The following is a 24,060-nucleotide window of genomic DNA, read 5'->3' as shown; positions in this document are numbered from 1 at the left end:
TAAGTTTATTGTTTTTATTAATGCTTTTATGATACCATGCAAAACGGCATTTGACTAAACAAATTACATAATATTTCAAAATCAATAGAATTTCTTTGCTTTTCTTTCACATGTTTAGCAGTTCTTTTTATTTACGCTCTCATAAAACTAATGATAAAATATCAGAAATTATCCTTTAACTTTTTTAAGATAATATGGTTAAAAACCAATTTACTATAATTAAAGGAGCGATCAATCATGATTTTTGACGGTCATATTCATACCCCTTTTTGTCCACATGGAACAACTGATACATTTGAAATGTATATTGAGAAAGCTCTATCATTAGGGTTAAAAGGTATAACTTTTACTGAGCATGCCCCGCTTCCTGAAGGGTTTGAAGATCCAACACCATTAAAAGATAGTGCAATGAATTTGAAAGACTTGTCTTCCTATTTTGAAACAATTGAATATTTAAAAGAAAAATACAAAAAAAAAATAGCCATTCATGCAGGCCTTGAAGTAGACTATCTGATTGGATTTGAAGAGGAAACGAAAGCCTTTTTAAACAACTGGGGGAAACATCTTGATGATGCTATTTTATCTGTGCATTTTCTTCCACTTAACAATCAATATTACTGCTTAGATTATAGTGAAGAAACCTTTGCAGAAATGATTGAAAAAGTTGGATCTGCAGAAAACATTTACCGCCTTTATTTTTCAATTGTTAAAAAATCGATTCATGCAGATCTTGGTTCCTACAAACCAAAGCGAATTGGCCACATCACACTTGTGCATAAATTTAAAAAGCAGTTTCCTGTCTCGAATTACTTTGAAGAACAACTCATTGATCTTTTAACGGAAATAAAAGCAGCAAACTATCAATTAGACTACAATGGAGCCGGTTTTGTAAAGCCCTTATGTGGTGATTCTTATCCGTCAGCTTGGATTGTTAATGAAGCGCTCAAAAGAAAGATCCCTCTCATCTATGGATCTGACGCCCATAGTGCAAAGGGATTAGGTCAAGGATATAATAAGCTGTATTTACCTCATTTTGCAGCAAGACCAAACTTATGACGATAAAACAGGAAAGAAGGAAGGCATTCCATCTTGTTTTTTTATACCATGTGTTCGACAAATAAAGAAATCAATCCAATCCATCAATAACTTTGTATAACGTTCTTTAAAATATTCTTCATAGGCATTTATATAATAAACTTCATTTAAATATTGGGGATGTAAATAAGGCATAATCAGCATCCCCTTTAACTGCATAATCACATAATCAACTGGCTGTTTTTTAAATTCATTTTGAATCGATCCACGAACTAAAATTTCTTTAAAATAATATTTTTCTTTTCGTAAATAGGTTGTCATTACTTCTCTAACAAGTATCGTATCGAGTGTAATTTCTCTGTGAACAAATCTAGCAAGGTGATGATGATTTTGTTGATAAGATAGGAGCTTTAAGATAATTTCTTGCAAACATTTTTTTGCAGAAATCGTTTCCAATCTTTGATAGGAAGATTCAATTTCTGCAACATATCCTTCAAAAAAAGCAGCAATTAAATCTTCTAAAAGCCCTTGTTTTCCTCCAAAGTAATAGGAAATTAACGAAATATTAACTTTTGCTTTATAAGCTATTTCGCGAACCGATGTGCCATTATAACCTTTTGAATTAAAAAGTGCGATCGCTGCCTCTATCACCTTTTGTTTAGTAATACTTTCTTCCACGATCACTCACTCCAATCATATTATTAAGCAACAAGCAAAAATTCTAAAACATTCACAACTTCTTCACTATATAAATTCCCTTTCCCTTCTAAAGAACGTGAGGTTATGTCGAATATTTACAGTTAATCTCTATATTAAACATTCCATGCCCTTCAGGTAACCTCCTTTAAAAACCGCACGACAAATACTAGGAATATTTTACATTTCATCCTTCTTCTTGTCTGATTATGTATAAAATTGAAGAACTGGTGGGGCAGTGAAGTATCTATTCATCAAAAGGTTCAATGTATGGAAGTGTCAATTTTGACTTATTCATAAAAAGCCTTGCTTGACTTATCTATTAAAACATCATATAATGTCCCTTGTGTAAAATAAAAGATAGCAGCGTAAACTTCATATGTATTTTTTCATTTTGTTTCTCAAATATTGCTTTTGCAATTGAGGTGCATCGTGTAACTTCCCGCTGTCGAAGTGAGGGTGTGTGAAAACAAAATGAGCATGTGAAAGGATTACGAACACTGTTTTTATTTTATGCAATAAAAATAGTGATAAAGGAGGAGCTATTTATGGCTCGTTATACAGGACCAAGTTGGAAATTATCTCGTCGTTTAGGCATCTCATTAAGTGGAACAGGTAAGGAGTTAGAAAAACGCCCTTACGCTCCAGGTCAACATGGACCAAACCAACGCAGAAAACTTTCTGAGTATGGATTACAATTACAAGAAAAGCAAAAGCTTCGTCATATGTTCGGAGTAAATGAGCGTCAATTCCGCCGCATTTTTAATGATGCTGGTAAAATGGCTGGTATCCACGGTGAAAACTTCATGATTCTTCTTGAATCTCGTTTAGATAACCTTGTTTACCGTTTAGGTTTAGCTCGTACTCGTCGTCAAGCGCGTCAGCTTGTAAACCACGGTCATATCACAGTAAACGGTGGACGCGTTGATATTCCATCTTATCGTGTAGCACCTGGTCAAGTAATTAGTGTACGTGAAAAGTCTCGTAATCTTGACATCGTTAAAGAAGCGGTAGAAGTAAACAACTTCGTACCTGAGTACTTAACGTTTGATGCTGATAAATTAGAAGGTACTTACAACCGTTTACCAGAACGCGCTGAATTACCATCTGAAATTAACGAATCTCTTATCGTTGAGTTCTACTCTCGTTAAGACCTTAAAAGACATTGGAGAAAACTCCAATGTCTTTTTTATTTATTAACTTAAAATTATTGGACCGCTTTTATTTAACTACGAATAGGAAAAGAGACTAAACGATTTAGAGAAAATACATGTTCTCGTTTCGTTTAGTCTCTTTTTCTGTCTTTCAGCTTTCAGCCTAGGACTGAAAGACAGCGAATGAAAAATTCGCTCGTCGGAGGCAAAATCTTTCTAGCTTATCAGCCAACAGCTTACTTCTTAATCTTCACAAACTTTCTTTTCCCAACTTGAACAATCATGTCGTTTTCCGGTTTTACCTGCAGCTGCACATCTTCTACTTTTTCTTGGTTAATTTTCACCCCGCCGTTTTGAATCATGCGGCGTGCTTCCCCATTTGAATTTTGCAGACCAAGATCAACTAAAAACTTCACAACCCATACTTCTTCCTCACCAGTCCAGCTTACTTCAGGAATATCTGTTGGAAGATTTCCTTTTTGGAAAACCGTTTTAAAATGTTCTTCCGCTTTTTCAGCAGCTTCTTTTCCGTGATACATTTCGACAAATGTTTTACCTAAACGCATTTTTAAATCACGTGGGTGAACCGTGTTATTTTCTAAACCATTACGCATTTCCTCTATTTCTTCCATTGGAATCTCTGTTGCAAGTTCATAATATTTCATCATAAGCTCATCAGGAATAGACATCGCTTTTCCATAAATATCATTAGGATCTTCATCAATACCAATATAATTTCCTAGTGACTTAGACATTTTACGTTCTCCGTCTAATCCTTCAAGAAGCGGAAGCATCATTGCAACTTGCTTTTCTTTTCCGTATTCTTCTTGTAAGTGACGCCCCATTAATACATTAAATGTTTGATCTGTACCGCCAAGTTCAATATCACTTTCTAATGCAACAGAATCATATCCCTGCATAAGTGGATAGAAAAATTCATGAACAGAAATGGCTTGTCCTTCTTTATAACGTTTTGAAAAATCATCTCGTTCAAGCATTCGAGCAACTGTCATTTTTGCAGAAAGTTCTACAACGTCTGCAAAATTCAATTTACTAAGCCACTCTGAATTATAGTAAACACGTGTTTCTTTCATATCAATTACTTTTGCAAATTGTTCAAAATATGTTTTCGCATTTTCTTTAATTTGCTCATCAGTCAACGGCTTTCTTGTTTCAGACTTCCCTGTTGGATCACCAATCTTCCCTGTAAAATCACCAATAAGCAGCTGAATTTCATGACCTAACTCTTGAAATTGACGCAGCTTATGAAGTACGACTGTGTGTCCAATATGTACATCAGGAGCAGAAGGATCAAGACCTAATTTTATTTTCAATGGTGTATTAGTTGCAATAGACTTTTCTATTTTTACCTTTAAGTCTTCTTCAGGAACGATATTAACGACACCCCTCTGTAATACTTTTAGCTGGTGTTCTACTTCCTGCTTCTGCTCTTCTGTTAAGACAATCTCTTTTTTCATAATAATTTCCTCCTTTTACTCTAAGAATGGTTTTTTATCTTTGAATTCTGTAATAACATGAACTTTCTTAAAGCGTAAAAAACTCGTCCCTTCTATAACAATTATAGAAGGGACGAGTTTAATCGCGGTACCACCCTTATTGAAGAAATATTTAACATTTCTTCCACTTCATTTCGATAACGGTAAAAACCGTTCTTTGCTTAATCAACCGATGTTCACAAAGAAAGCTCCTGGATGTAATTCATGATTATCTTTGTACTGATTTTCACCAACCATCAGCTCTCTACTAACAGGGAGATAAACACTACTGAATCCATTCAATGCTTGTTTAGTTTTATTCATTAGTTAAATTTTTATCATAAACTGTTTGAATATGTCAACTCTTAATAAAATCTATACAATCTATTTTTCAACAGATCAAGAGATTATGCTATAATAAATACCGTTATTATTAAGGAGGTTTATACATGCTGAAATTTTCAAATGCACTTGAAAAAATAAGGCGCTTTATTCATACATTATCAGAAAAAGGGGTGCTGAAAAGCATTCGAATTACGTATAAAGTCACTTGGAATTTACTTCTAATTTTCTTAGTTTTTATTATGATGGGGGCTTTTTTTGCAGGAGGAGTTGGGGCAGGATACTTTGCTTCCCTTGTTAAAAGTGAGCCTATTCGAAGTTATGAGACAATGAAAAAAGATATCTATAACTATGAAGAAACAAGTGAGATGTTTTTTTTAAATAATCAACTGTTAGGAAAGTTTCGATCAGATATTGATCGTGAAGAAGTTTCACTTGATCATATTTCAGTGTACGCACAGCAAGCTGTGGTAGCGACAGAAGATTCCTATTTTTATGAACATGAGGGGATTGTACCAAAAGCCATCGGAAGAGCAGTTTTACAAGAAGTAGCAAATTCAGCTGTTCAAACAGGCGGAAGTACTCTTACCCAACAATTAGTAAAAAATCAAATTTTAACAAGAGAAGTTTCATTTGAAAGAAAAGCAAAGGAGATGCTCTTAGCACTCCGGTTAGAACGATTTTTTTCAAAAGATGAAATTTTAGAAGCCTATTTAAATGTTGTTTCATTTGGCCGTAATTCTTCTGGCAGAAATATTGCTGGAATTGAAGCAGCTGCCCAAGGCGTTTTTGACGTGTCAGCAAAAGACCTAAATTTACCACAAGCTGCTTTTTTAGCTGGCTTACCACAAAGTCCGTTTGGATATACCCCTTTTTATTCTGATGGAACAAGAAAAGAATCAATTGAACCAGCATTAAATCGTATGAAAACTGTTTTATTCCGTATGTTAACTGAAAACTATATTACAGAACAAGAGTATGAAGAGGCGCTGGCTTATAATATTGCTGATGACTTCGCAGATCCAAAGCCATCACCTCAAGAACAATACCCTTATTTAACATTTGAAGTTGAAAGAAGAGCTATTAATACGTTAGCTAAACATTTAGCAGATGAGGAAGGGTATAACAGTGCTGAACTGGAAGTCAACCATAAACATTACTATAATGCATTATTTGAACATCGTGTCACTGGGAAATCGTTAGAATCTATTGCTCAGCGTGAAAATTTAGATCTTGCCAAAATAGAAAACGATTATAATCTTTTTAATGGATTGTTAGAGCAGGCTGATAAAGATATTCGACGAAATGGATATCAAATTCATACAACAATTGATAAAGCCATTTATGATGGAATGCAAACAGCAAAAAATAGTGTTTTAGATGATTGGAGATATTTTGAAAATCCGCGAACTCTTACAGTCACTGACCCTGAAAGTGGGGAAAAGGTTCAAAAAACTTATCCAATGGAAGTTGGAGCAATGTTAATTGAAAATAGTACAGGCAAAATTATTAGTTTTGTAGGCGGTACAAACTATGAGCAATCCCAATTAAATCATGCTACACAAGCTTATCGTCCCAATGGTTCAACAATGAAACCGCTTCTTGATTATGCTCCCGCTATGGAAGAAGGAAAAGTTCAGCCTGGCTATATTTTAGTTGACTCTCCTTTAAATGAAGTAAGTGGATGGAATCCTCAAAACTACACAGGTCGATTTTATGGCTTAGTAACAGCACGTGAAGCACTCAAAAAGTCGCACAATATCCCTGCGATTCGAACCTTTTTAAGAATGGATCCATATAAAGCAACTGGCTACTTGGAAAAAATGGGCTTTACATCATTAATGGGCTCAGATCGCACGAACTATTCAATGTCAATTGGCGCCTTAACAAGAGGGGTTACAATTGAGGAAAACACAAATGCTTATGCAACATTTGCAAACAGCGGTAAGTTTGTTGATTCGTATATGATTAATAAAATTGTTTCAAAAGATGGAGAAGTTATTTATCAACACGAGTCAAAGCCTCGTGATGTCTTTAGTCCACAAACGTCTTATTTAACGATTGATATGATGCGCGATGTTATTTATGGCGGCGGAACTGCTGCGCGCGTTCCAAGTTATTTAAAATTCCAATCTGATTGGGCTGGAAAAACAGGTACAACACAAAACTGGGAAGACGCATGGCTCGTAGCAACTAATCCAAACGTTACCTTAGGTGTTTGGACAGGTTTTGATAAACCGATGCGAATGGATACAAGTAACTATGCAAGCCGCAACCAACGACTATGGGCATTATTTGCAAATGCTGCATATGATCAAAACCCAACATTAATGGACCCTGAGGAACGGTTTAAGATGCCAAGTGGAATTGTTAGAAGGTCTATTTGTGGAATTTCCGGTCTTCTAGCTTCAGATTTATGTCGTGAAGCAGGACTTGTAGAAACAGACTTATTTAATGTTAAGTTTGTACCAACTAAATCAGATGATAGTTTAGTTACTTCTCGTTATGTTGTCATTAATGGGAAAAACTATCAATCATTAGAAACAACACCTGAAGAATTCACAAAACAAGGTGTAACGATTAAAAAAGATTATTTTAAAGGCTATGATAATGTCGAAAATCTTATTCCAGATAATTTAGAACAAATCGATGTTCTGGCCCAGGAAAAAGCGAAAGAAAATGGAAAACAACCTAATCCAGTATCAGGTCTAAAGATAAACGGCAGTACTCTTTCATGGAGTACCCATACTGAGAATGATATTGTTGGTTACAGAATTTACCGAGCTGCTGATGAGAGCAATAAATTTCTAAAAGTAGGTAGTGTTGCCACCTTTGATGGAACAACCTCGTTTTCTGTTGGAAATCAAGTAAGTGCATATTATGTTACAGCTGTTGATGCAGCTGGTAAAGAATCTGAGCGTTCAAAAGTTGTGCAAGTGGGGGATTGGGCAAATAAACCAAAACCTGAGGAAAAACCGAAACCTGAAGAGAAACCAAAACCTGAAGAGAAACCAAAACCTGAGGAGAAACCAAAACCTGAGGAAAAGCCGAAGCAAGAAAAACCAGCAGATAATAACAGCGAAACCTCCAGTTCAAATGAGCAAAATAAACCAGCCTCAGACACGGATTCATCCTCTTCAACGAACAACAATACGACTGAACAAACTAACAATAATAACTAAAAAATAATAGGAAGGACCGAATCAGCTTGTTTCGGTCCTTCCTATTATTAATCTTCCATTGTCGATAAATCTCCTGTTGGTAAATTAAGCTCCCACGCTTTTAATACACGGCGCATAATTTTTCCACTTCTCGTTTTTGGAAGTTTATCTTTAAATTCAATTTCTCTTGGTGCTGCATGGGCAGCAAGTCCTTTTTTAACAAAGAGACGAATTTCTTCTTTTAATTCTTCAGAAGGTGTATAGCCTTCTCTTAAGGAAACAAATGCTTTAATAATTTCGCCACGTACTGGGTCAGGCTTTCCAATCACACCAGCCTCTGCAATCGCTTGAAATTCGACAAGTTTACTTTCGACCTCAAACGGACCTACTCGCTCTCCAGCTGTCATAATAACGTCATCAACACGGCCTTGGAACCAAAAATAGCCTTCTTCATCCATATACGCAGAGTCTCCTGAAACATACCAATCATTTTTCAGGAAATAGGAATCATACTTTTCTGGTCTCTTCCAAATTTGACGCATCATAGACGGCCAGCCTTTTTTTATTGCCAGATTCCCCATGCGATTTGGCGGCAGTTCATTTCCTTGGTCATCTACAATAGCAGCTTTAATTCCTGGAAGCGGTTTTCCCATGGAACCTGGTTTCATTTTCATTGAAGGATAATTACAAATAAGCTGTGCACCTGTTTCAGTCATCCACCACGTATCATGAATGCGTAAATTAAATACTTTTACACCCCAGCGAATAACCTCCGGATTTAACGGCTCGCCTACACTTAAAATATGACGAAGAGAACTTAAATTAAACTTTTTAATTACTTCATCTCCTGCACCCATTAACATTCGAAATGCTGTTGGCGCACTGTACCAAACCGTTACACCATATTTTTCAATCGTATTATACCAATCTTCAGGACTAAAACGACCGCCACGAATGACGTTAGAAGCGCCTACTAACCATGGGGCAAAGATACCATAAGATGTTCCGGTTACCCAACCGGGATCAGCTGTACACCAATATACATCATCTTCTTTTAAATCAAGAACCCATTTTGCTGTTTGATAATGCTGAACCATCGCATTATGAACATGATAGACACCTTTTGGTTTTCCTGTTGAACCTGATGTATAATGTAAAATTAAACCATCTTCACGATCCACCCATTCTATTGTAAGATCTTTACTTGCTGATTTCATTCGTTTGTTGAAGTCTATATAAGGCCCTTCCTCATTTACATTTTCTCCTACAAGGACAATATGTTTTAAATGAGGTAACTCCTCTACCGGCACACGTTCTAAGAGAGTTGGAGTTGTAACAAGAACTTTCGCTTCACTGTCCTCTAAACGATCTCGAACAGCACCTTCCATGAACGCTTCAAACAGTGGACCTACAATCGCTCCCAGTTTTAAAGCACCGAGAAGCGCAAAATATAATTCTGGAGAACGAGGCATAAAAATGAAGACACGATCTCCTTTTTCCACGTCCACTTGTTTTAAAACATTGGCCGCTTTATTGGACTGATCTTTCATTTCTTTAAATGTATATTTTTCGTCTCGCTCTTTATCTGAGAAATAGAGAGCTACTTTGTTTTTCTTTTCTGTTTCGGCATGACGATCAATAGCTTCATAAGCTATATTTACAAGACCGGTACGATGCCATGAAAAGCTTTTTTCCACTTCAGACCATTGAAATGATTCATAAGTTTCTGGATAATTTTTTAAGTTAAATTCACCGTTCGCTGCAGGAAGCGCTTCCACCTTCATTGCCCCATCTCTCCTTTATGTAATAATTTACATATATATTATATCACATTTAAAAATATTCTCAATTTTTGAATTTATTAAATTTATCTTTAAATTAAGGATTTGAACACGTACAATAAAATTATTAGTAAATAAATCGCAAGTAAAAAAACAGATCACTTCTAAAAAGAGATGAGCTATTGAAGGTGGTGTACCGTGATGGATCATAAAAAAACTTATAACGCAAAAGAAATAAAAACACCTCACGGAAAATTAATTATTGAAGGGCCAATTTCAGCAAATACACTAACACAATATGAATTTCACAACGACTTAGTCGCATTTCGTTCTCCTAAAGAACAGCATCAAGCACTAATAGAAATTGCCTCGCTTCCTGAAGGACGGATTATTGTCGCGCGAGATCAAGATATGATTGTCGGTTATGTTACATATTTATTTCCTGATCCATTGGAACGCTGGTCAGAAGGAAACATGGAAAATCTATTAGAGTTAGGCGCCATTGAAGTGATTCCTAAATTTAGAGATTATAAAGTCGGTAAAACGTTACTCTATGTTTCGATGATGGATAAGCAAATGGAAAATTATATTATTATGACAACTGAATACTACTGGCATTGGGATCTTCAAGGTACAAATCTTTCCGTATGGGATTATCGAAAGGTAATGGAAAAAATGATGAACACAGGAGGCCTTATTTGGTATGCAACAGATGATCCTGAAATTTGTTCCCACCCTGCCAATTGTTTAATGGCGAGAATCGGTCAAAATATAGATTTAGATTCGGTACAGCAGTTTGATGCCTTACGCTTTCAAAATCGGTTTATGTACTAATTAAGGAGGTATGTTTTTTGTTTGTAGAAATGATTATGAAGCGCGAAATTATTTCTATCTATCCACACCATACCATTAATGAAGCATTAACATTGCTTAAAATCAATAATATTGGACATCTTCCTATTGTGAATGAAGACAATCAGTTAATTGGTATTATTTCTGATCGTGATATTCGTGATGCCGCTCCTTCTATATTTGAAAAAAAAGAACTGCACCATCAATTAGAAAAACCTGTTTCTACAATTATGAAAACAGACATTATTACCGCCCATCCTCTAGATTTTGTAGAAGAACTATCGGCTGTTTTTTTAAAAAATAAAATTGGCTGTATTCCTATTGTCGAACAAACAAAACTCGTGGGCATTGTTACAGAAACAGACATGCTTCACACGTTAATTCACCTTACTGGAGCTCACCAACCAAGCTCACAAATTGAAGTGAAAGTAGAGAATATTGCAGGTATGTTGGCAAAGGTGACTTCTATTATCGGGAAAAGAAAAGTAAATATTGCAAGTGTGCTCGTTTATCCAGGAAATGATGAAGCCTATAAAATCCTTGTCTTTCGAATACAAACTATGAATCCAACAGCCATTATTCAGGATTTACAAAAAGAGGGATATCATGTACTATCGCCAAACGGGCCAGGTGGAGACAAATGAGTAATCAATCAATTTTCATCTATTCAGAAGACATGTTAACCTATAAATTTCATGATCATCATCCTTTTAACCATATAAGAATAAAGCTTACTTATGATTTGTTAAAGGAATGTCAAACTCTTTCTGATTCACAAGTTGTTAGCCCCCGACTTGCTTCAGAAGAAGAAATTGCCCTTGTTCATGATAAAAACTATATTGATGCCGTAAAAAAAGCTGGGATCGGTCAATTGGATGAGACAACTGCAGCAAATTATGGACTTGGTACAGAGGATACACCTATTTTTCCCAACATGCATAATGCAAGTGCACTTCTTGTCGGAGCGACATTAACAGCAGCTGAACATGTAATGGAAGGAAAGTGTCTGCACGCTTTAAACTTAGGTGGGGGACTCCACCACGGTTTTCGTGGAAAAGCTTCGGGATTTTGTATTTATAACGATAGTGCTATCGCCATTGCATGGATTCGCAAACATTATAATGCAAGAGTACTTTATGTAGATACAGATGCCCATCATGGTGATGGTGTACAGTGGGCATTTTATGATGACCCTAATGTATGTACCCTTTCAATCCATGAAACAGGACGCTATTTATTTCCGGGTACAGGTAACTATGATGAAAGAGGAGATGGACAAGGTTATGGATTTTCTTTTAATATTCCAGTTGATGCGTTTACAGAAGATGATTCTTTCATAAATATTTACCAAACTGCAATTCATGAAATTGCAGCTTATTTTAAACCAGATGTGATTCTAACACAAAATGGCGCAGATGCCCATTATTATGATCCACTCACACATTTGTCAGTTACGATGAAAACATATGAAACCATCCCAAAAGCTGCACGCAAAGTGGCCAATCAGTACTGCGACGGTCGATGGATTGCAGTTGGTGGCGGCGGCTATGACATTTGGCGAGTTGTGCCAAGAGCGTGGGCAAAAATATGGCTTGAAATGAACGAAACATCGCAAAATAGTATCATTCCTAACAAGTGGATTCAAAACTGGCAGCACAAAGCACCCGTTCTTCTTCCTTCTTCATGGGAAGATCCTGAAGATTTATATCCTGTTATTCCAAGAAAAGTAGAAATCACTGAAAAAAATAACCAAATGCTCTATAGGTCCTTATCTCCTATTCATCAGCATAGAACTGTATAATAAAAAGGACTAACCGCTCGTCTCGTTAGTCCTTTTACTTTATTATTTTGTTGAATTTCGATATTCAATGCGGTGAGGTAAAATAACGGTTTTATCCTCAACGCTTTCCTTGTTCATATATTTTGTAAGAAGACGCATCGCCACTGCCCCAATATCATACATTGGCTGTACGACTGTAGAAAGAGTTGGACGAATCATTGTGGCAAGACGTGTATTGTCAAATCCCATTACTTCTACATCGCCAGGAACCGTATAACCGTTATCCTGAGCCCCGTGAACAGCGCCTAACGCCATCTCATCCGTTGCAGCAAACACAGCTGTTGGCTTGTCCCCTAATTGCAAGAAGGCTTCCATTGCTTCTAAACCTGAGTCATACGTATAATCGCCTACAGCCACATACTGATCTTCTACTTCTAAGCCTGCTTCTTCAAGGGCCTTACGATAACCTTGAAATTTCTTTGTACTATTAATTGGGTCTTCAAACGGTCCTGAAATCATCGCGATCTTTTTATGTCCTTTATCAATGAAACTTTTAATCGCATCATAAATGGCATGTTCATAATCAATATTTACGGATGGGGTTTCATTTTGTTCATCCACTGTTGCAGCTAATACAATTGGCACAGAGGCACGTTTAAATTCTTCCACATGCTCTTCCGTAATTTTCCCACCCATAAATACAATACCATCTACTTGTTTTCCTAATAATGTATTTAATAGATGAATTTCTTTTTCTTTATTTTGATCAGAGTTACATAAAATAATATTATATTTGTACATTGTGGCAATATCTTCAATACCACGAGCTAACTCTGCAAAGAATATGCTCGAAATATCAGGAATGATTACTCCAACAGTTGTAGTTTTTTTGCTTGCTAATCCCCTTGCAACCGCATTTGGGCGATAACCTAAGCGCTCAATTGCTTCTAACACCTTTTTTCTTGTAGATGGTTTTACATTTGGGTTACCGTTTACAACACGTGACACGGTAGCCATCGACACACCGGCTTCTCTTGCTACATCATAAATTGTTGTATTCATTATATATCCTCCTTACTTTCTATCCATGAAAGGTTATCTACTTATAATTGTACTGTTATCATACGATACATTGCTAAGGTCTGCAATCTCTTACAATTATTATCTCGACAAAATTCGAAAAAAATTTATAATTTAACCGTTTTCACTATATTTTTTTATTAATTGGTTATTATTCCACACTCTTTTAATAAAATTCAGGCCGGAAGAAAAGTGCAAAAAAAACTTCTACCGTTACACGGTAGAAGGATTTTTTATATCTTTATAAAGACCTGAATCTTTTAATTCTTTGACAAAGTGGTTAAATTGATCAATGTTCATTTGCTGTGCTGAATCTGATAATGCAACAGCTGGATCTGGGTGAACTTCTGTCATAACTCCGTCTGCTCCAATTGCAAATGCAGCTTTCGCTGTTGGTAAAAGAAGATCACGTCGACCTGTCGAGTGTGTGACATCAACAAATACTGGTAAATGAGTTTCTTGCTTTAAGATTGGAACTGCCGAGATATCTAATGTATTTCGTGTTGCTCTTTCATATGTGCGGATACCACGCTCACAAAGCATAACTTGATCATTTCCTTGTGCCACTATATATTCTGCCGCATTAATGAACTCTTCAATTGTTGCAGCTAAACCACGTTTTAATAAAATCGGCTTATTTAAAGAACCTGCCGCTTTTAATAACTCAAAGTTCTGCATATTACGCGCACCAATTTGAATTACATCAATGTATTGGGCCGCCTTCTCAAGGTCACCAGGTGTTACAATTTCACTAATAACTGCCAAATCATATTCATCAGCTACGCGCTTTAAGATCTTTAATCCTTCTTCACCAAGCCCTTGGAAATCGTATGGAGATGTACGCGGCTTGTATGCTCCGCCCCGAAGAAGTTTTAAGCCTTGTTTTTTCGCTGCTTCTGCAACTTTTGCAACTTGCTCATAGCTTTCAACAGCACAAGGTCCAACGATTAAACGCTGCTGACCGTCACCAACGTTTTCACCTTTTACATTAACAATCGTATCTTCAGGCTTACGCTTACGAGAAACAAGCAGTGCCTTACGATGATCATCTTCTTGTAATTCTAAGCCAGCTTTAAAAATTTCTTTAAAAATATGCTGAAGTGTTGACGTCTCAAACGGTCCTTCATTGCTTTTAGCAATTAAATCTAACATTTTACGTTCACGTACTGGATCAAAGCGGTTAATACCTTGTGTATTTTTCACCTTACCAATTTGCTGTACTAACTCAGCTCGCTTATTAATTAATTCTAACAATTGAAGATTCACTTCATCCAATTGCTCTCTCAACTGATCTAATTCTACATTACTCATATCTCCACACTCCTTATCTCACAAATAGTTGTAAGAATTTTTTAAAACTTTCTAATTGTTAGCACTTATTATAAAGGATAATATTTAAATTGTCACGACTTTTTTCTTTAATACCTAAACGCTTTTAAGTGTTAAAGCGTTTTTTTATAATTTAACACTTAAAAGCTGCATTTTCAATAATTTTTTACTGAACATTTTTTATATATACATCTTTTAATGACGAGTAAGTAATATTCCAATGAGAATGATGCCAAAGTACTCTATCTTCTTTAATAAGAAATGCTTGAGGGGATTCATGCTTTATCTCATAATGTTCACTAATAGTATTTGAAAGAGGTCTTGCTTCTTGAACATTTAAATAATAACAAGCAACATCTCCATAATCTTCAGAAAAATTTTGATATTCCTCATATGCTTGACTGCTTATTGGACATGTTGTGCTGTTCTTTAATAGAAAAAATATTTTGTTTTCACCCTTTATACGCTGAAAATCTTCCACCGCTGTAATCTTAGTTATTCCCATTTTTATCACCTCTCGTTTTATAATTAACAACAGTTTAACAATTTCTTAAAAATAGAACAAACAAATTGGCGAAAAAAGTAACTACTTTTTTCGCCAATAAAAATTAGTTTATTTTATTTTCTTGTTCATCCTTTTCCACCTGATCGATCGGCTTTTCCACTTCCACAGTTGTCGATTCTACAACCGTTGCTGATGAAGAAACAGCTTGATCTTCCAATTCATTGTTCGTTTCTTCTTCTCCCTCAATCTCCACTTCTTTTCGTGAAGCACGCCATTTATTTACATCGTCTCTTAAAGACGTTGTGACACTTCTTACTTTATTTGCTACTTGATTTGATTGATCAGATACTGTTCTTGCGATAGTAGAAGATCTTTCTTTTGCCGAAGAAGCAAATTCGTTACTTTTCTCGAGCGCTGTATCCTTCATTTGGACAGTGCGATCTTTTACTACTGCTGCCTGTTGGTTAATATCGCTTCTTAATTCCTTTCCAGACTTAGGAGCCATCAATAATGCTGAAGCTGCTCCAACAATTCCCCCAATAAGCGTTCCGATTAAAAAATCTTTGCTATTAATGTTGTTATTGTTATTGCTCAACGCTTTCCCCTCCTAAATAATGTTAATATATGAAACCGAGAATAAAGTCGTTCCTTATTCGACTTTACCATCGACTTCTTTTTTCTTCAGCTGCCATTTTTGCCATACTTTTAAAGCAGCATCACTCCATTGTAAGGCTTTTGATACTTGTTCAGACTGCTGCTCAGATGCGGCTGCCACTTTTGTTGATACTTTGCGAAAAGATTGATTTATTTGGTTGAGAGAAGTACCGACATCTTTCACCTGCACAAACAGTGAATTTAACGATTCAGACTTTCCTTGAATATCTTCTGCCAATCTGTTTGTTTTATGTAATAACTCTGTTGTCTCAACAGTAACACCTCTGAGCTGTTTTTCAACCCCTTCTAAGGTTGATGCAACGTTTTGCAGGGTTTGTTTTAATGCTTTTAATGTTTGCACTAAAAAATAAACTAATACAGCAAATGCAACTGCTACTAAAGCAATACTTACATATAAAATAATTTCCATGACTTTTGTCCCTCCCATTACTGCGTTTCCCTGTTGTATTAGACATTAAACCACTATTTTTGAAATTCTAGTTCTAACACGATTTTCCTGCTTTAAAAATAATTCTTTTTTTAATACAATGTAGTTACAATAAGTATCGTAACTACTTTTTAAAGGAGATATACATAAATTGAGAGATTCACGTATAAATCAATTAGCCAAAAATATTATTCATTATTCCGTTAACCTTCAAAAAGGCGAAAAAATTTTAATTGAAAATACTGGGCTGCAGCGCGAGCTTGTAAATGCATTGATAGATGAAGCATACGAAGTAGGAGGAGTTCCATTTGTTTCTTTAAAGGATCCTCAAGTTAACCGAACACTTCTTCAGAACAGTCAACAAGAACAGTTAGAAATGCTTGCATCATTTGAAGCATCTGTAATGAATGAAATGGATGCTTATATCGGATTGCGTTCAGGAGATAATATTGCAGAACTTTCAGATGTCCCTTCAGCAAAAATGGCTTTATACGAAAAAACGGTTGGCAGCAAAGTGCATCGGACTATTCGTATTCCAAAAACAAAATGGTGTGTGCTCCGTTACCCAAATTCATCAATGGCTCAGCTTGCAAATATGAGCACAGAAGCTTTTGAAGATTTTTATTTTAACGTATGCAACCTTGATTATCAAAAAATGAACAAAGCGATGGATGCGCTGGTAAAGCGAATGAATGAAGCTGATAAAGTCCATATTAAAGGTCCTGGAACTGATTTATCATTTTCAATTAAAAACATTCCTGCTATTAAATGTGCTGGTAACTATAATATTCCCGATGGTGAAGTTTTTACAGCACCTGTTAAAACTTCTGTCAATGGCACCATTACATACAATACACCTTCTTCTTACCAAAGCTACACCTTTCAAAATGTTAAGCTTGTTTTTGAAGAGGGAAAGATTATCGAAGCTAGTGCCAACGATACAAAAAGGATTAATCAGATTTTTGATACAGATGAAGGAGCTCGCTATATTGGTGAATTTGCGATAGGTGTCAATCCATTTATTCAAAATCCAATGAATGATATTCTCTTTGATGAAAAAATTGACGGCAGCTTTCACTTCACACCTGGTCAATGTTATGATGAAGCACCAAATGGTAATGAATCGGCCATTCATTGGGATCTTGTCACCATTCAACGACCTGAATATGGTGGTGGAGAAATCTATTTTGATGGGGTATTAATCCGGAAAGACGGTCGCTTTGTATTAAAAGAATTAGAGTGTTTAAATCCTGAAAACTTAAAGTAAGAAAAGGGCAAGCGCCTTGTTCACCCCCGACAAGCAAATGTTTTTACAACGAAAAGGTGCTTTTTACCTTTACGATGTAAGGTTATTTGACTCGAGGGGGGAGGCGCTGGAGCTAGACAATAAGAAAAGCACAAAGCAAGACGGCTGGAAGATTGCTTTTTATCTTCCGGACGGATTGACTTGTATCCTCGAGCCGATAGCGCCTGAAGCTGGACACAATAATTTATCCTTTTACCCTATAAAAAAGGAAGAGCGTGTTTGCTCTTCCTTTTTTGCTTCTATTATGAGACACATGACTGTTCATAAGCAAGTTGAAATTTTTGAATGTCTCCCGCCCCCATAAACAGCAGCACACCATCATGATGCTTATTTAAGCTATGAATCGTTTCTTCTGTTACAAGTTCTGCCTGTGGTATTTTTTGAAGCAGGTCATCAATCGTTAAATTTCCTGATGACTCTCTTGCTGAACTAAAAATATCACATAGATAAACACTATCTGCTTCTGATAAACTTTCCGCAAATTCGTTTAAAAATGTCTTCGTTCTTGTAAATGTGTGCGGTTGAAAAATTGCTACAACTTCGCGATTTGGATATTTTTGTTTTGCTGCTTCAATGGTTGCTTTAATCTCTGTTGGATGATGTGCATAATCATCAATTAAAATTTGTCCATCAACTGCTTTTTCAGTAAATCGACGCTTTACACCTTTAAATGACTTAAGCTGATGTGCAATTACCTCAACCGAAATATTTTCATAATGACAAAGCGCAATAACAGCTAGCGCATTTAAGATGTTATGATTGCCATAGGTCGGAATTGAAAATGTTCCATAAAAGGTATTGCGAACAAAGACATCAAATGTTGTACCTTGTTCAGATTTTTGAATATTTGCTGCTTGAAAGTCGTTGTCTTCTTGAAAACCATAAAACACAACCGGCACATTTGCCTGAATTTGCTGAAGATGTGTGTCGTCCCCGTAGGCAATGATGCCTTTCTTTACTCCAAGAGCCATCTCTTGAAAGGCACTAAACACGTCATTAATATCCTTAAAATAATCAGGATGATCAAAGTCGATGTTCGTCATGATTGCATAATCCGGCTTGTAAGAAAGAAAATGACGGCGGTACTCACATGCTTCAAATACAAAATATTCACTTTCTTCTTCACCTTTGCCAGTACCATCTCCAATTAAAAAAGAGGTCGGTTTTGCTTTGTGAAGCACATGTGCAAGTAAACCAGTAGTCGATGTTTTACCATGGCTTCCAGTGACAGCAATACTTGTAAATTTTTGAACGAAGTCCCCTAAAAAATGATGGTAACGATAAATTGGAAGCCCCATTTCCTTTGCTCGCTCCACTTCCTCATGATCGTCTCCAAACGCATTTCCTACAATAATAACTTGATTTTCACGAATATTGTTACGGTTAAAAGGCAAAATTTTAATATTTCGCTCCTCTAATGACTGTTGGGTAAAAAAGTGTTTATCGACATCAGAACCTTGGACTTGATAATTCATATCATGAAGGATTTGTGCAAGTGCACTCATTCCTGAGCCTTTAATTCCAACGAAATGATAAGTCATCATATAATGAACCTCCAGAATTGTTCTTTATACTTTATCATATGTTTTAGTATATGACGTTCTCGGTTGAATGCTATTTTTGCTTTATTATTCATTTCATCATTATAGCAAAAAAAAACAGCTACCACCATGATCCAATTAACTTATTGTTCTAAATCCCTATTTTCTTAAAGAATTAAAGTAATGAATTCCATTTATTTTCAAGAAGGTTCGATAGGCGCACCCAGGAAACTCCTTTTGAAAATTTTTAAAATCCTTTTCTATTTTTTGTATAACGGCATTTGCTTTATCATAATCAATTTTCCAATAAGGTCCGATCATCATCATTCGAAACCCAGATTTAATCTTTCGTATTAATAATAAATCTCCGTTATGTATATCATGAATAGAATTTTTCATTATTTTAACTTGTTCATTTTGAGCTGTGAATATGTTTTTTACTTCCAGCAAATTATTTTTACAGCCACTCGTTACAACTACCGGTTCTAACGTAATTAGTAAAAACAGGGCACTTACTTTTAACATCGGTTCCGTCCATTTAGTGTTATTTTCTCGTAAAAACCGATCAAACATAGTAGTTCCTTGAATATTTCGGTAATCAAAGGCAAACCAATGTTCAAAATGATCTTCCCATCTTTCTAAAAGCAGGTGAGAAGGCTCTATACCGACTATATTACAAAAAATATGCCTTGCACGTACTTTTTCTCGAATATTTATACGGCGTTCCAAATAAAAAAAATAGTGATCATACAAATTTTCAATGGCCGCATCATATGTCTGCTGTTTTTGCTTCCGAAGCATTTCCATATTAATTAAATCTGAATGCTTCATTACATCCGCCTCCACCTTAGAAAAACATTAAACTACTAGTATTTATCATATAAAATGAACGAAAATAAAACAAGTACTCGCTTTTAAAAGCTGGATATAAAGCAGTTATTCCCTTTTTATGTGAGAAAATAACTGCTTTTTACTAGATTTACACATGTAAATCTGGTTGTGTTTTTTCCTGAAATTCTTGTTTTGTTAACAAGACATTTCTCGGTTTACTTCCCATTGATTCTGAGACAAGACCACATGATTCCATCATATCAACTAATCTTGCTGCACGATTATAACCGATTCGAAAACGCCTTTGTAAACTTGAAGCAGAGGCTCCTCCTTGTTCGAGTACATAGTGACATGCTTCTTCAAATAATTCATCTTCCTGATCTAACATTTGTTGTGTGGAAAGGTCTTCTTTTTCAATAAGGTAATTTGGCTGTTTTTGCTGTCTAACAAATGCTGTTAAACGTTCAATTTCTTCATCCGATACAAAGTTCCCCTGAATTCGCACTGGTTTAGAGGTACCGTTTCCTAAGAAAAGCATATCTCCTCGCCCTAACAGTTTCTCCGCCCCACTTACATCTAGAATCGTACGAGAATCGATTTGGGACGATACTGAAAAAGCAACACGAGTTGGAATATTAGCTTTAATTAAACCAGTTATCACATCAACAGATGGGCGCTGTGTTGCTACTAATAAGTGAATACCACAAGCCCGCGCTTTTTGAGCAATTCGACAGATGGCATCTTCTACATCTTGAGGAGAAACCATCATTAAATCTGCCAGCTCATCAATAACGATTACAATATAAGGCATTTTGGAGTTAGTTAATTCATTTTTCTTTACCCATTCATTAAACTTCCCAATATCGCGCACACCGGTTTGTGCAAATGCCTGATAACGACGCTCCATCTCTTCAACCGCCCATTTAAGGGCCATCGTTGCCTCTTTTACATCAGTGATTACTGGTGTTACAAGGTGAGGAATTTTGTTGTAAGGTGCAAGCTCTACTACCTTTGGATCAACGAGTAAAAGTTTAACTTCTTCAGGGTCTGCTTTAAGCAGCAAACTTGCTAAAATAGAATTAATGCATACACTTTTCCCTGATCCGGTAGCACCGGCAATTAATCCATGGGGCATCTTCTGTAAATCTGTGACAATAGGCTGACCAGAAATATCTAAACCGAGAGCAACGGTAAGAGGAGATTCGCTTTGCTGAAAAGTACCGCTTCGAATAATCTCCCGCAAACTGACAGGCTGACTTACTTTATTAGGCACTTCAATTCCAATCGCATTACGTCCTGGAATTGGTGCCTCAATTCTAATATCCTTTGCTGAAAGACTTAATTTAATATCGTCTGATAAATTGGTAATCTTATTTACCTTTACACCCGGCTTTGGCTGTACTTCATATCTAGTCACCGTTGGTCCCTGCGTTACCCCTACAACCGCTGCATCTACATTAAAGTTTTTCAATGTGGTTTCTAATAATGCTTTTTGCTCTTCAAGCCACTGTTGATCGTTTCCTTCTGTTCGCTTCGGAATATCCAGAAGGTTAATTCTTGGAAGCTGATAATGCATATTTCTCTGAGACTTTACACGATCTTTCTTAAACATCATTACATTATAAGGAGCAGCATGAGACTGATCTGCTGTTTGTTGTTTCTTATCTTCATCTTTCTTAGCAGCAATACGCTGTTTATATTCAATTGCCTGGTTAAGATCCATAGTTTTTTGCGGATGCGGCTTCTTTTCTATGAAAGAATTTGATCCCTTTTTTTCTTCGGAATTATAATGAATTTCCGGCTGATTCTTCTTCATAGGCGCTGCTGTTCTTTCTTCTTGTACAGCAGGCTCTTCATCTTGATTCTTATGTTTTAGCTCTACTTCGCTTAAATCATATTCTTCTTCCTTTACTTCTACCCTGCTTTCAGCATAGTTATGAAGCATTTCCTTTTCTTCATCTGTTACAATTGGTTGCACAAATAAGTCTGCTGAACTTTCATTGAGAGAGAGATCTTGAACGACTTTAGGCAATGGAAAGTTTAATTCATTTTGTTTTTCATAACCTTGCTTCCGCCCCCGAAATCCATAGACTGGAGATGGAATATCCTGTGCCCTAAAGTTTTTACCAGCAAATTTTTCTTTCCTATTAAATGAAGCTGACTGTACCTCTTGTTGTTTTTCTGTAGGAACGTTTTCAACAGAGCGAGAAGAAGAGATTTCCTTAACTTGCTTTTTCTTTAGAGATTGTTTTTTCTCTGTTACTTTTTCATCAGGAATAACCGGAAAACGAAAAGGTCCTTCTTGTGGATATTGATGAACCATTTTTGCCTGCATTTTTTTATCTGTATCCATAATACGACCAATTGTTCTTGAAGAGTGGGATTGCTTTTTAGATTGAGGCTCGTGTATGTTCGGTTTGCTGCCTATTTCCGATTCATCTTCAAACATAAGATTCCAAAGCTTTTTCATCCATTTAGCTGCCATCATTTATCACCTTCTTTAACATATCTTTGTTTATTGTAACGAAAATCTTTAGGAACAGTAAGAGAAATTTTTTATTCCTGCTTAATTAGTTCGTTATCATTAATTGAAAAAACCGCTGAAAAATCCAGCGGTTTACTTAGTAAAAGTACTTCCTACTTCATACTCATCGCTTAACACAAGAATTCCTTTTTCCTGCGGTGCATTTGGTAAATCAAGCTCTTTTGCAGAACAAATCATGCCAAAAGAATCAACACCCCTTAAATTGGCATCTTTAATGACTAATCCACTTGGCATTACTGCACCAACTGTTGCAACCACAACTTTTTGATCCTTGTCTACATTCGGTGCACCACAAACAATTTGCAGTGTTTCTGTGCCAATATCTACTTTACAAATACTTAATTTATCAGCATTTGGATGTTTTTCTTTCTCAATTACGTAACCCACAACAAAATCTGGTGTATCATTATATTCAACTCGTTCACTAATTTCATTTTCATTAAGAATCCGATTAATAAACGGTACAAGCTCTTCAGTTACCGGAACAACGCCATTCGCATCAACGTTTCCATATTTAGAAATATTAAAAATATTAAATCCCGCTGTTTCACCTGTCTCTTTATTAAAAATTCTTGCTACATCACCTTTTTGCTCAAAACTCTTCACTTCACGATCAATGTGCTTTAAAGAAATTAACAATGTGTTTCCAATTCCTTGTTCATTATAAAATACGTTCATTTTTGTTCACCTTTCTGTTCTTTACTTTTTTGGTTTATTTTTTGCAAGAATAAAAATCGGTTCAAGCTCACCATCTTCATATAAAAATGATAATGCTGTAATCGGCACTCGTCCTTCTGCAAAAAATTTCATTGCCATTTGTGCTAAAATATCATACCCTACATCATTTTGAACATCAACAAAAATTAACACATCTTGATGGGGGACTGCCACTGCAAGCTTTCCTTTTGCTTCTTTCGCCATTTTTTGAAGAAGTGTTTGATTTAAAATGCGGCTAGCATCATAACCATCATTTGAATTAAGAAAATAAAACGTATTTCCTGCCACTTCATCTTTTTTTAATGTATGTTCTAATGAGCGCAAGTTAAAACGAGCCGCTTCTTTTATTTTCTCTGCATGCCACCCTTCTTTTGGGAGCATACCTTCATCAATAAGCCGATATGACTTTCCTAAATCCAGTGCATAGAAAATTCTCGTTTCTGCGGTATGATCATCATAAATTAACTTCTCACCTTGTTTTGTTTCACTTGGAAATGAAGTGGAACGAATAACAGGAAAAATCGCCTTTTCTTTTCCGGACAATTTCTGTTCATCCGTCATTACAGTTAATGCTTCTTCTACATATTCCACCACTTCATTTATAATACTCTCTTTTCTTTCGTGCCATTTACTTACAAGGCCATTTAGGGATAAGGTAATCCCTTTTTTTGTTTCTTTTTCTTCAATTCTTAGCTTTTCTTCATCTTTATTGTACGTAATATCCCACTCTGGTCGAGTTAATTTTTCCTCAAGCATACGCTTCATTTTACTATTTGTCATTTTCATTATCTCACCTCCATGAGAAAT

20 protein-coding genes and 1 other annotated feature are annotated in these 24,060 nt (G+C 35.8%); of the genes, 7 read left to right on the top strand and 13 right to left on the bottom strand.

The annotated features are described in order from the left end of the window. Nucleotides 1–237: 237 nt before the first annotated feature. A complete protein-coding gene (gene hisJ / locus DS031_RS01525; protein WP_113804158.1) occupies nt 238–1,056 on the top strand; it encodes a histidinol-phosphatase HisJ in 819 nt (272 codons plus the stop codon). Here hisJ and refZ read toward each other — a convergent pair. After that, complete coding sequence (refZ, locus tag DS031_RS01520; RefSeq protein WP_245947140.1) at nt 1,051–1,713, bottom strand: forespore capture DNA-binding protein RefZ; 663 nt, start codon at nt 1,711–1,713, stop codon at nt 1,051–1,053. The genes hisJ and refZ overlap by 6 nt on opposite strands. A 566-nt stretch (nt 1,714–2,279) precedes the next feature. Between refZ and rpsD the strand changes: the two genes are divergently transcribed. Continuing rightward, nucleotides 2,280–2,882 (top strand): 30S ribosomal protein S4, encoded by a 603-nt coding sequence (rpsD, locus tag DS031_RS01515; protein ID WP_113804157.1) that lies wholly within the window; start codon nt 2,280–2,282, stop codon nt 2,880–2,882. Nucleotides 2,883–3,121: 239 nt separating this feature from the next. Here rpsD and tyrS read toward each other — a convergent pair whose 3' ends face one another. Further along, nucleotides 3,122–4,363 (bottom strand): tyrosine--tRNA ligase, encoded by a 1,242-nt coding sequence (gene tyrS, locus DS031_RS01510; RefSeq protein WP_113804156.1) that lies wholly within the window; start codon nt 4,361–4,363, stop codon nt 3,122–3,124. A gap of 105 nt (nt 4,364–4,468) precedes the next feature. Further along, nucleotides 4,469–4,693: a binding site (T-box leader), on the bottom strand. Nucleotides 4,694–4,830: 137 nt separating this feature from the next. Between tyrS and DS031_RS01505 the strand changes: the two genes are divergently transcribed. Beyond that, entirely contained in the window at nt 4,831–7,905 is a 3,075-nt protein-coding gene (locus DS031_RS01505) for a transglycosylase domain-containing protein (protein WP_181832955.1), read from the top strand. Nucleotides 7,906–7,952: 47 nt separating this feature from the next. Here the strand turns inward: DS031_RS01505 and acsA are convergent, their stop codons facing one another. Continuing rightward, on the bottom strand, nt 7,953–9,668 hold the full coding sequence (gene acsA, locus DS031_RS01500; protein ID WP_113804155.1) for an acetate--CoA ligase: 1,716 nt from the start codon (nt 9,666–9,668) through the stop codon (nt 7,953–7,955). Nucleotides 9,669–9,866: 198 nt separating this feature from the next. Between acsA and DS031_RS01495 the strand changes: the two genes are divergently transcribed. From DS031_RS01495 to DS031_RS01485, 3 genes are read left to right on the top strand one after another with little or no spacing between them, the layout of a single operon-like run. Further along, nucleotides 9,867–10,499 carry a GNAT family N-acetyltransferase gene (locus DS031_RS01495; protein WP_113804154.1) on the top strand — a complete coding sequence of 211 codons (633 nt, stop codon included), beginning with the start codon at nt 9,867–9,869 and terminating at the stop codon, nt 10,497–10,499. A 17-nt stretch (nt 10,500–10,516) separates the two neighbouring features. Next, nucleotides 10,517–11,161, top strand: coding sequence for an acetoin utilization AcuB family protein (locus tag DS031_RS01490; protein ID WP_113804153.1), 645 nt, complete (start codon nt 10,517–10,519; stop codon nt 11,159–11,161). Then, nucleotides 11,158–12,318, top strand: a complete 1,161-nt coding sequence (locus DS031_RS01485; RefSeq protein WP_113804152.1) for an acetoin utilization protein AcuC — start codon at nt 11,158–11,160, stop codon at nt 12,316–12,318. The genes DS031_RS01490 and DS031_RS01485 overlap by 4 nt, the downstream gene beginning before the upstream one ends. Before the next feature lie 42 nt (nt 12,319–12,360). On the opposite strand, the gene ccpA is transcribed toward DS031_RS01485, so the two are convergent. The 5 genes from ccpA to DS031_RS01460 form a co-directional block, all read right to left on the bottom strand. Next, nucleotides 12,361–13,362: a catabolite control protein A gene (ccpA, locus tag DS031_RS01480; RefSeq protein ID WP_181832969.1), complete on the bottom strand. Its 1,002-nt coding sequence runs from the start codon at nt 13,360–13,362 to the stop codon at nt 12,361–12,363. A gap of 228 nt (nt 13,363–13,590) precedes the next feature. After that, nucleotides 13,591–14,688 carry a bifunctional 3-deoxy-7-phosphoheptulonate synthase/chorismate mutase gene (locus DS031_RS01475; protein WP_113804150.1) on the bottom strand — a complete coding sequence of 366 codons (1,098 nt, stop codon included), beginning with the start codon at nt 14,686–14,688 and terminating at the stop codon, nt 13,591–13,593. A gap of 184 nt (nt 14,689–14,872) precedes the next feature. Continuing rightward, nucleotides 14,873–15,211, bottom strand: coding sequence for a bacillithiol system redox-active protein YtxJ (gene ytxJ, locus DS031_RS01470; RefSeq protein ID WP_113804149.1), 339 nt, complete (start codon nt 15,209–15,211; stop codon nt 14,873–14,875). Nucleotides 15,212–15,314: 103 nt separating this feature from the next. Next, entirely contained in the window at nt 15,315–15,806 is a 492-nt protein-coding gene (locus DS031_RS01465) for a YtxH domain-containing protein (RefSeq protein WP_113804148.1), read from the bottom strand. Between the two features lie 54 nt (nt 15,807–15,860). Next, nucleotides 15,861–16,295 carry a DUF948 domain-containing protein gene (locus DS031_RS01460; RefSeq protein WP_113804334.1) on the bottom strand — a complete coding sequence of 145 codons (435 nt, stop codon included), beginning with the start codon at nt 16,293–16,295 and terminating at the stop codon, nt 15,861–15,863. A 169-nt stretch (nt 16,296–16,464) separates the two neighbouring features. Here DS031_RS01460 and DS031_RS01455 point away from each other — a divergent pair, with 169 nt between their 5' ends. Then, nucleotides 16,465–17,580 (top strand): aminopeptidase, encoded by a 1,116-nt coding sequence (locus DS031_RS01455; RefSeq protein ID WP_113804147.1) that lies wholly within the window; start codon nt 16,465–16,467, stop codon nt 17,578–17,580. Nucleotides 17,581–17,861: 281 nt separating this feature from the next. Here DS031_RS01455 and murC read toward each other — a convergent pair whose 3' ends face one another. The 5 genes from murC to DS031_RS01430 all read right to left on the bottom strand — a co-directional run bounded on the left by murC (nt 17,862) and on the right by DS031_RS01430 (nt 24,033). Continuing rightward, nucleotides 17,862–19,163: a UDP-N-acetylmuramate--L-alanine ligase gene (gene murC, locus DS031_RS01450; protein ID WP_113804146.1), complete on the bottom strand. Its 1,302-nt coding sequence runs from the start codon at nt 19,161–19,163 to the stop codon at nt 17,862–17,864. A 156-nt stretch (nt 19,164–19,319) separates the two neighbouring features. Continuing rightward, nucleotides 19,320–19,991: a hypothetical protein gene (locus DS031_RS01445; RefSeq protein ID WP_113804145.1), complete on the bottom strand. Its 672-nt coding sequence runs from the start codon at nt 19,989–19,991 to the stop codon at nt 19,320–19,322. Nucleotides 19,992–20,139: 148 nt separating this feature from the next. Continuing rightward, entirely contained in the window at nt 20,140–22,476 is a 2,337-nt protein-coding gene (locus DS031_RS01440; RefSeq protein ID WP_425451917.1) for a DNA translocase FtsK, read from the bottom strand. Nucleotides 22,477–22,608: 132 nt separating this feature from the next. Beyond that, entirely contained in the window at nt 22,609–23,214 is a 606-nt protein-coding gene (gene ytpR, locus DS031_RS01435; protein ID WP_113804143.1) for a YtpR family tRNA-binding protein, read from the bottom strand. Nucleotides 23,215–23,235: 21 nt separating this feature from the next. Beyond that, complete coding sequence (locus DS031_RS01430) at nt 23,236–24,033, bottom strand: DUF1444 domain-containing protein (RefSeq protein ID WP_113804333.1); 798 nt, start codon at nt 24,031–24,033, stop codon at nt 23,236–23,238. Nucleotides 24,034–24,060: the final 27 nt, after the last annotated feature.

Source organism: Bacillus taeanensis (genome assembly GCF_003318295.1).
GTDB classification, from domain to species: domain Bacteria; phylum Bacillota; class Bacilli; order Bacillales; family UBA6769; genus Maribacillus; species Maribacillus taeanensis.
Note: the sequence above shows the minus strand (reverse complement) of the source record. Positions and strands in the feature narration are given on the sequence as shown.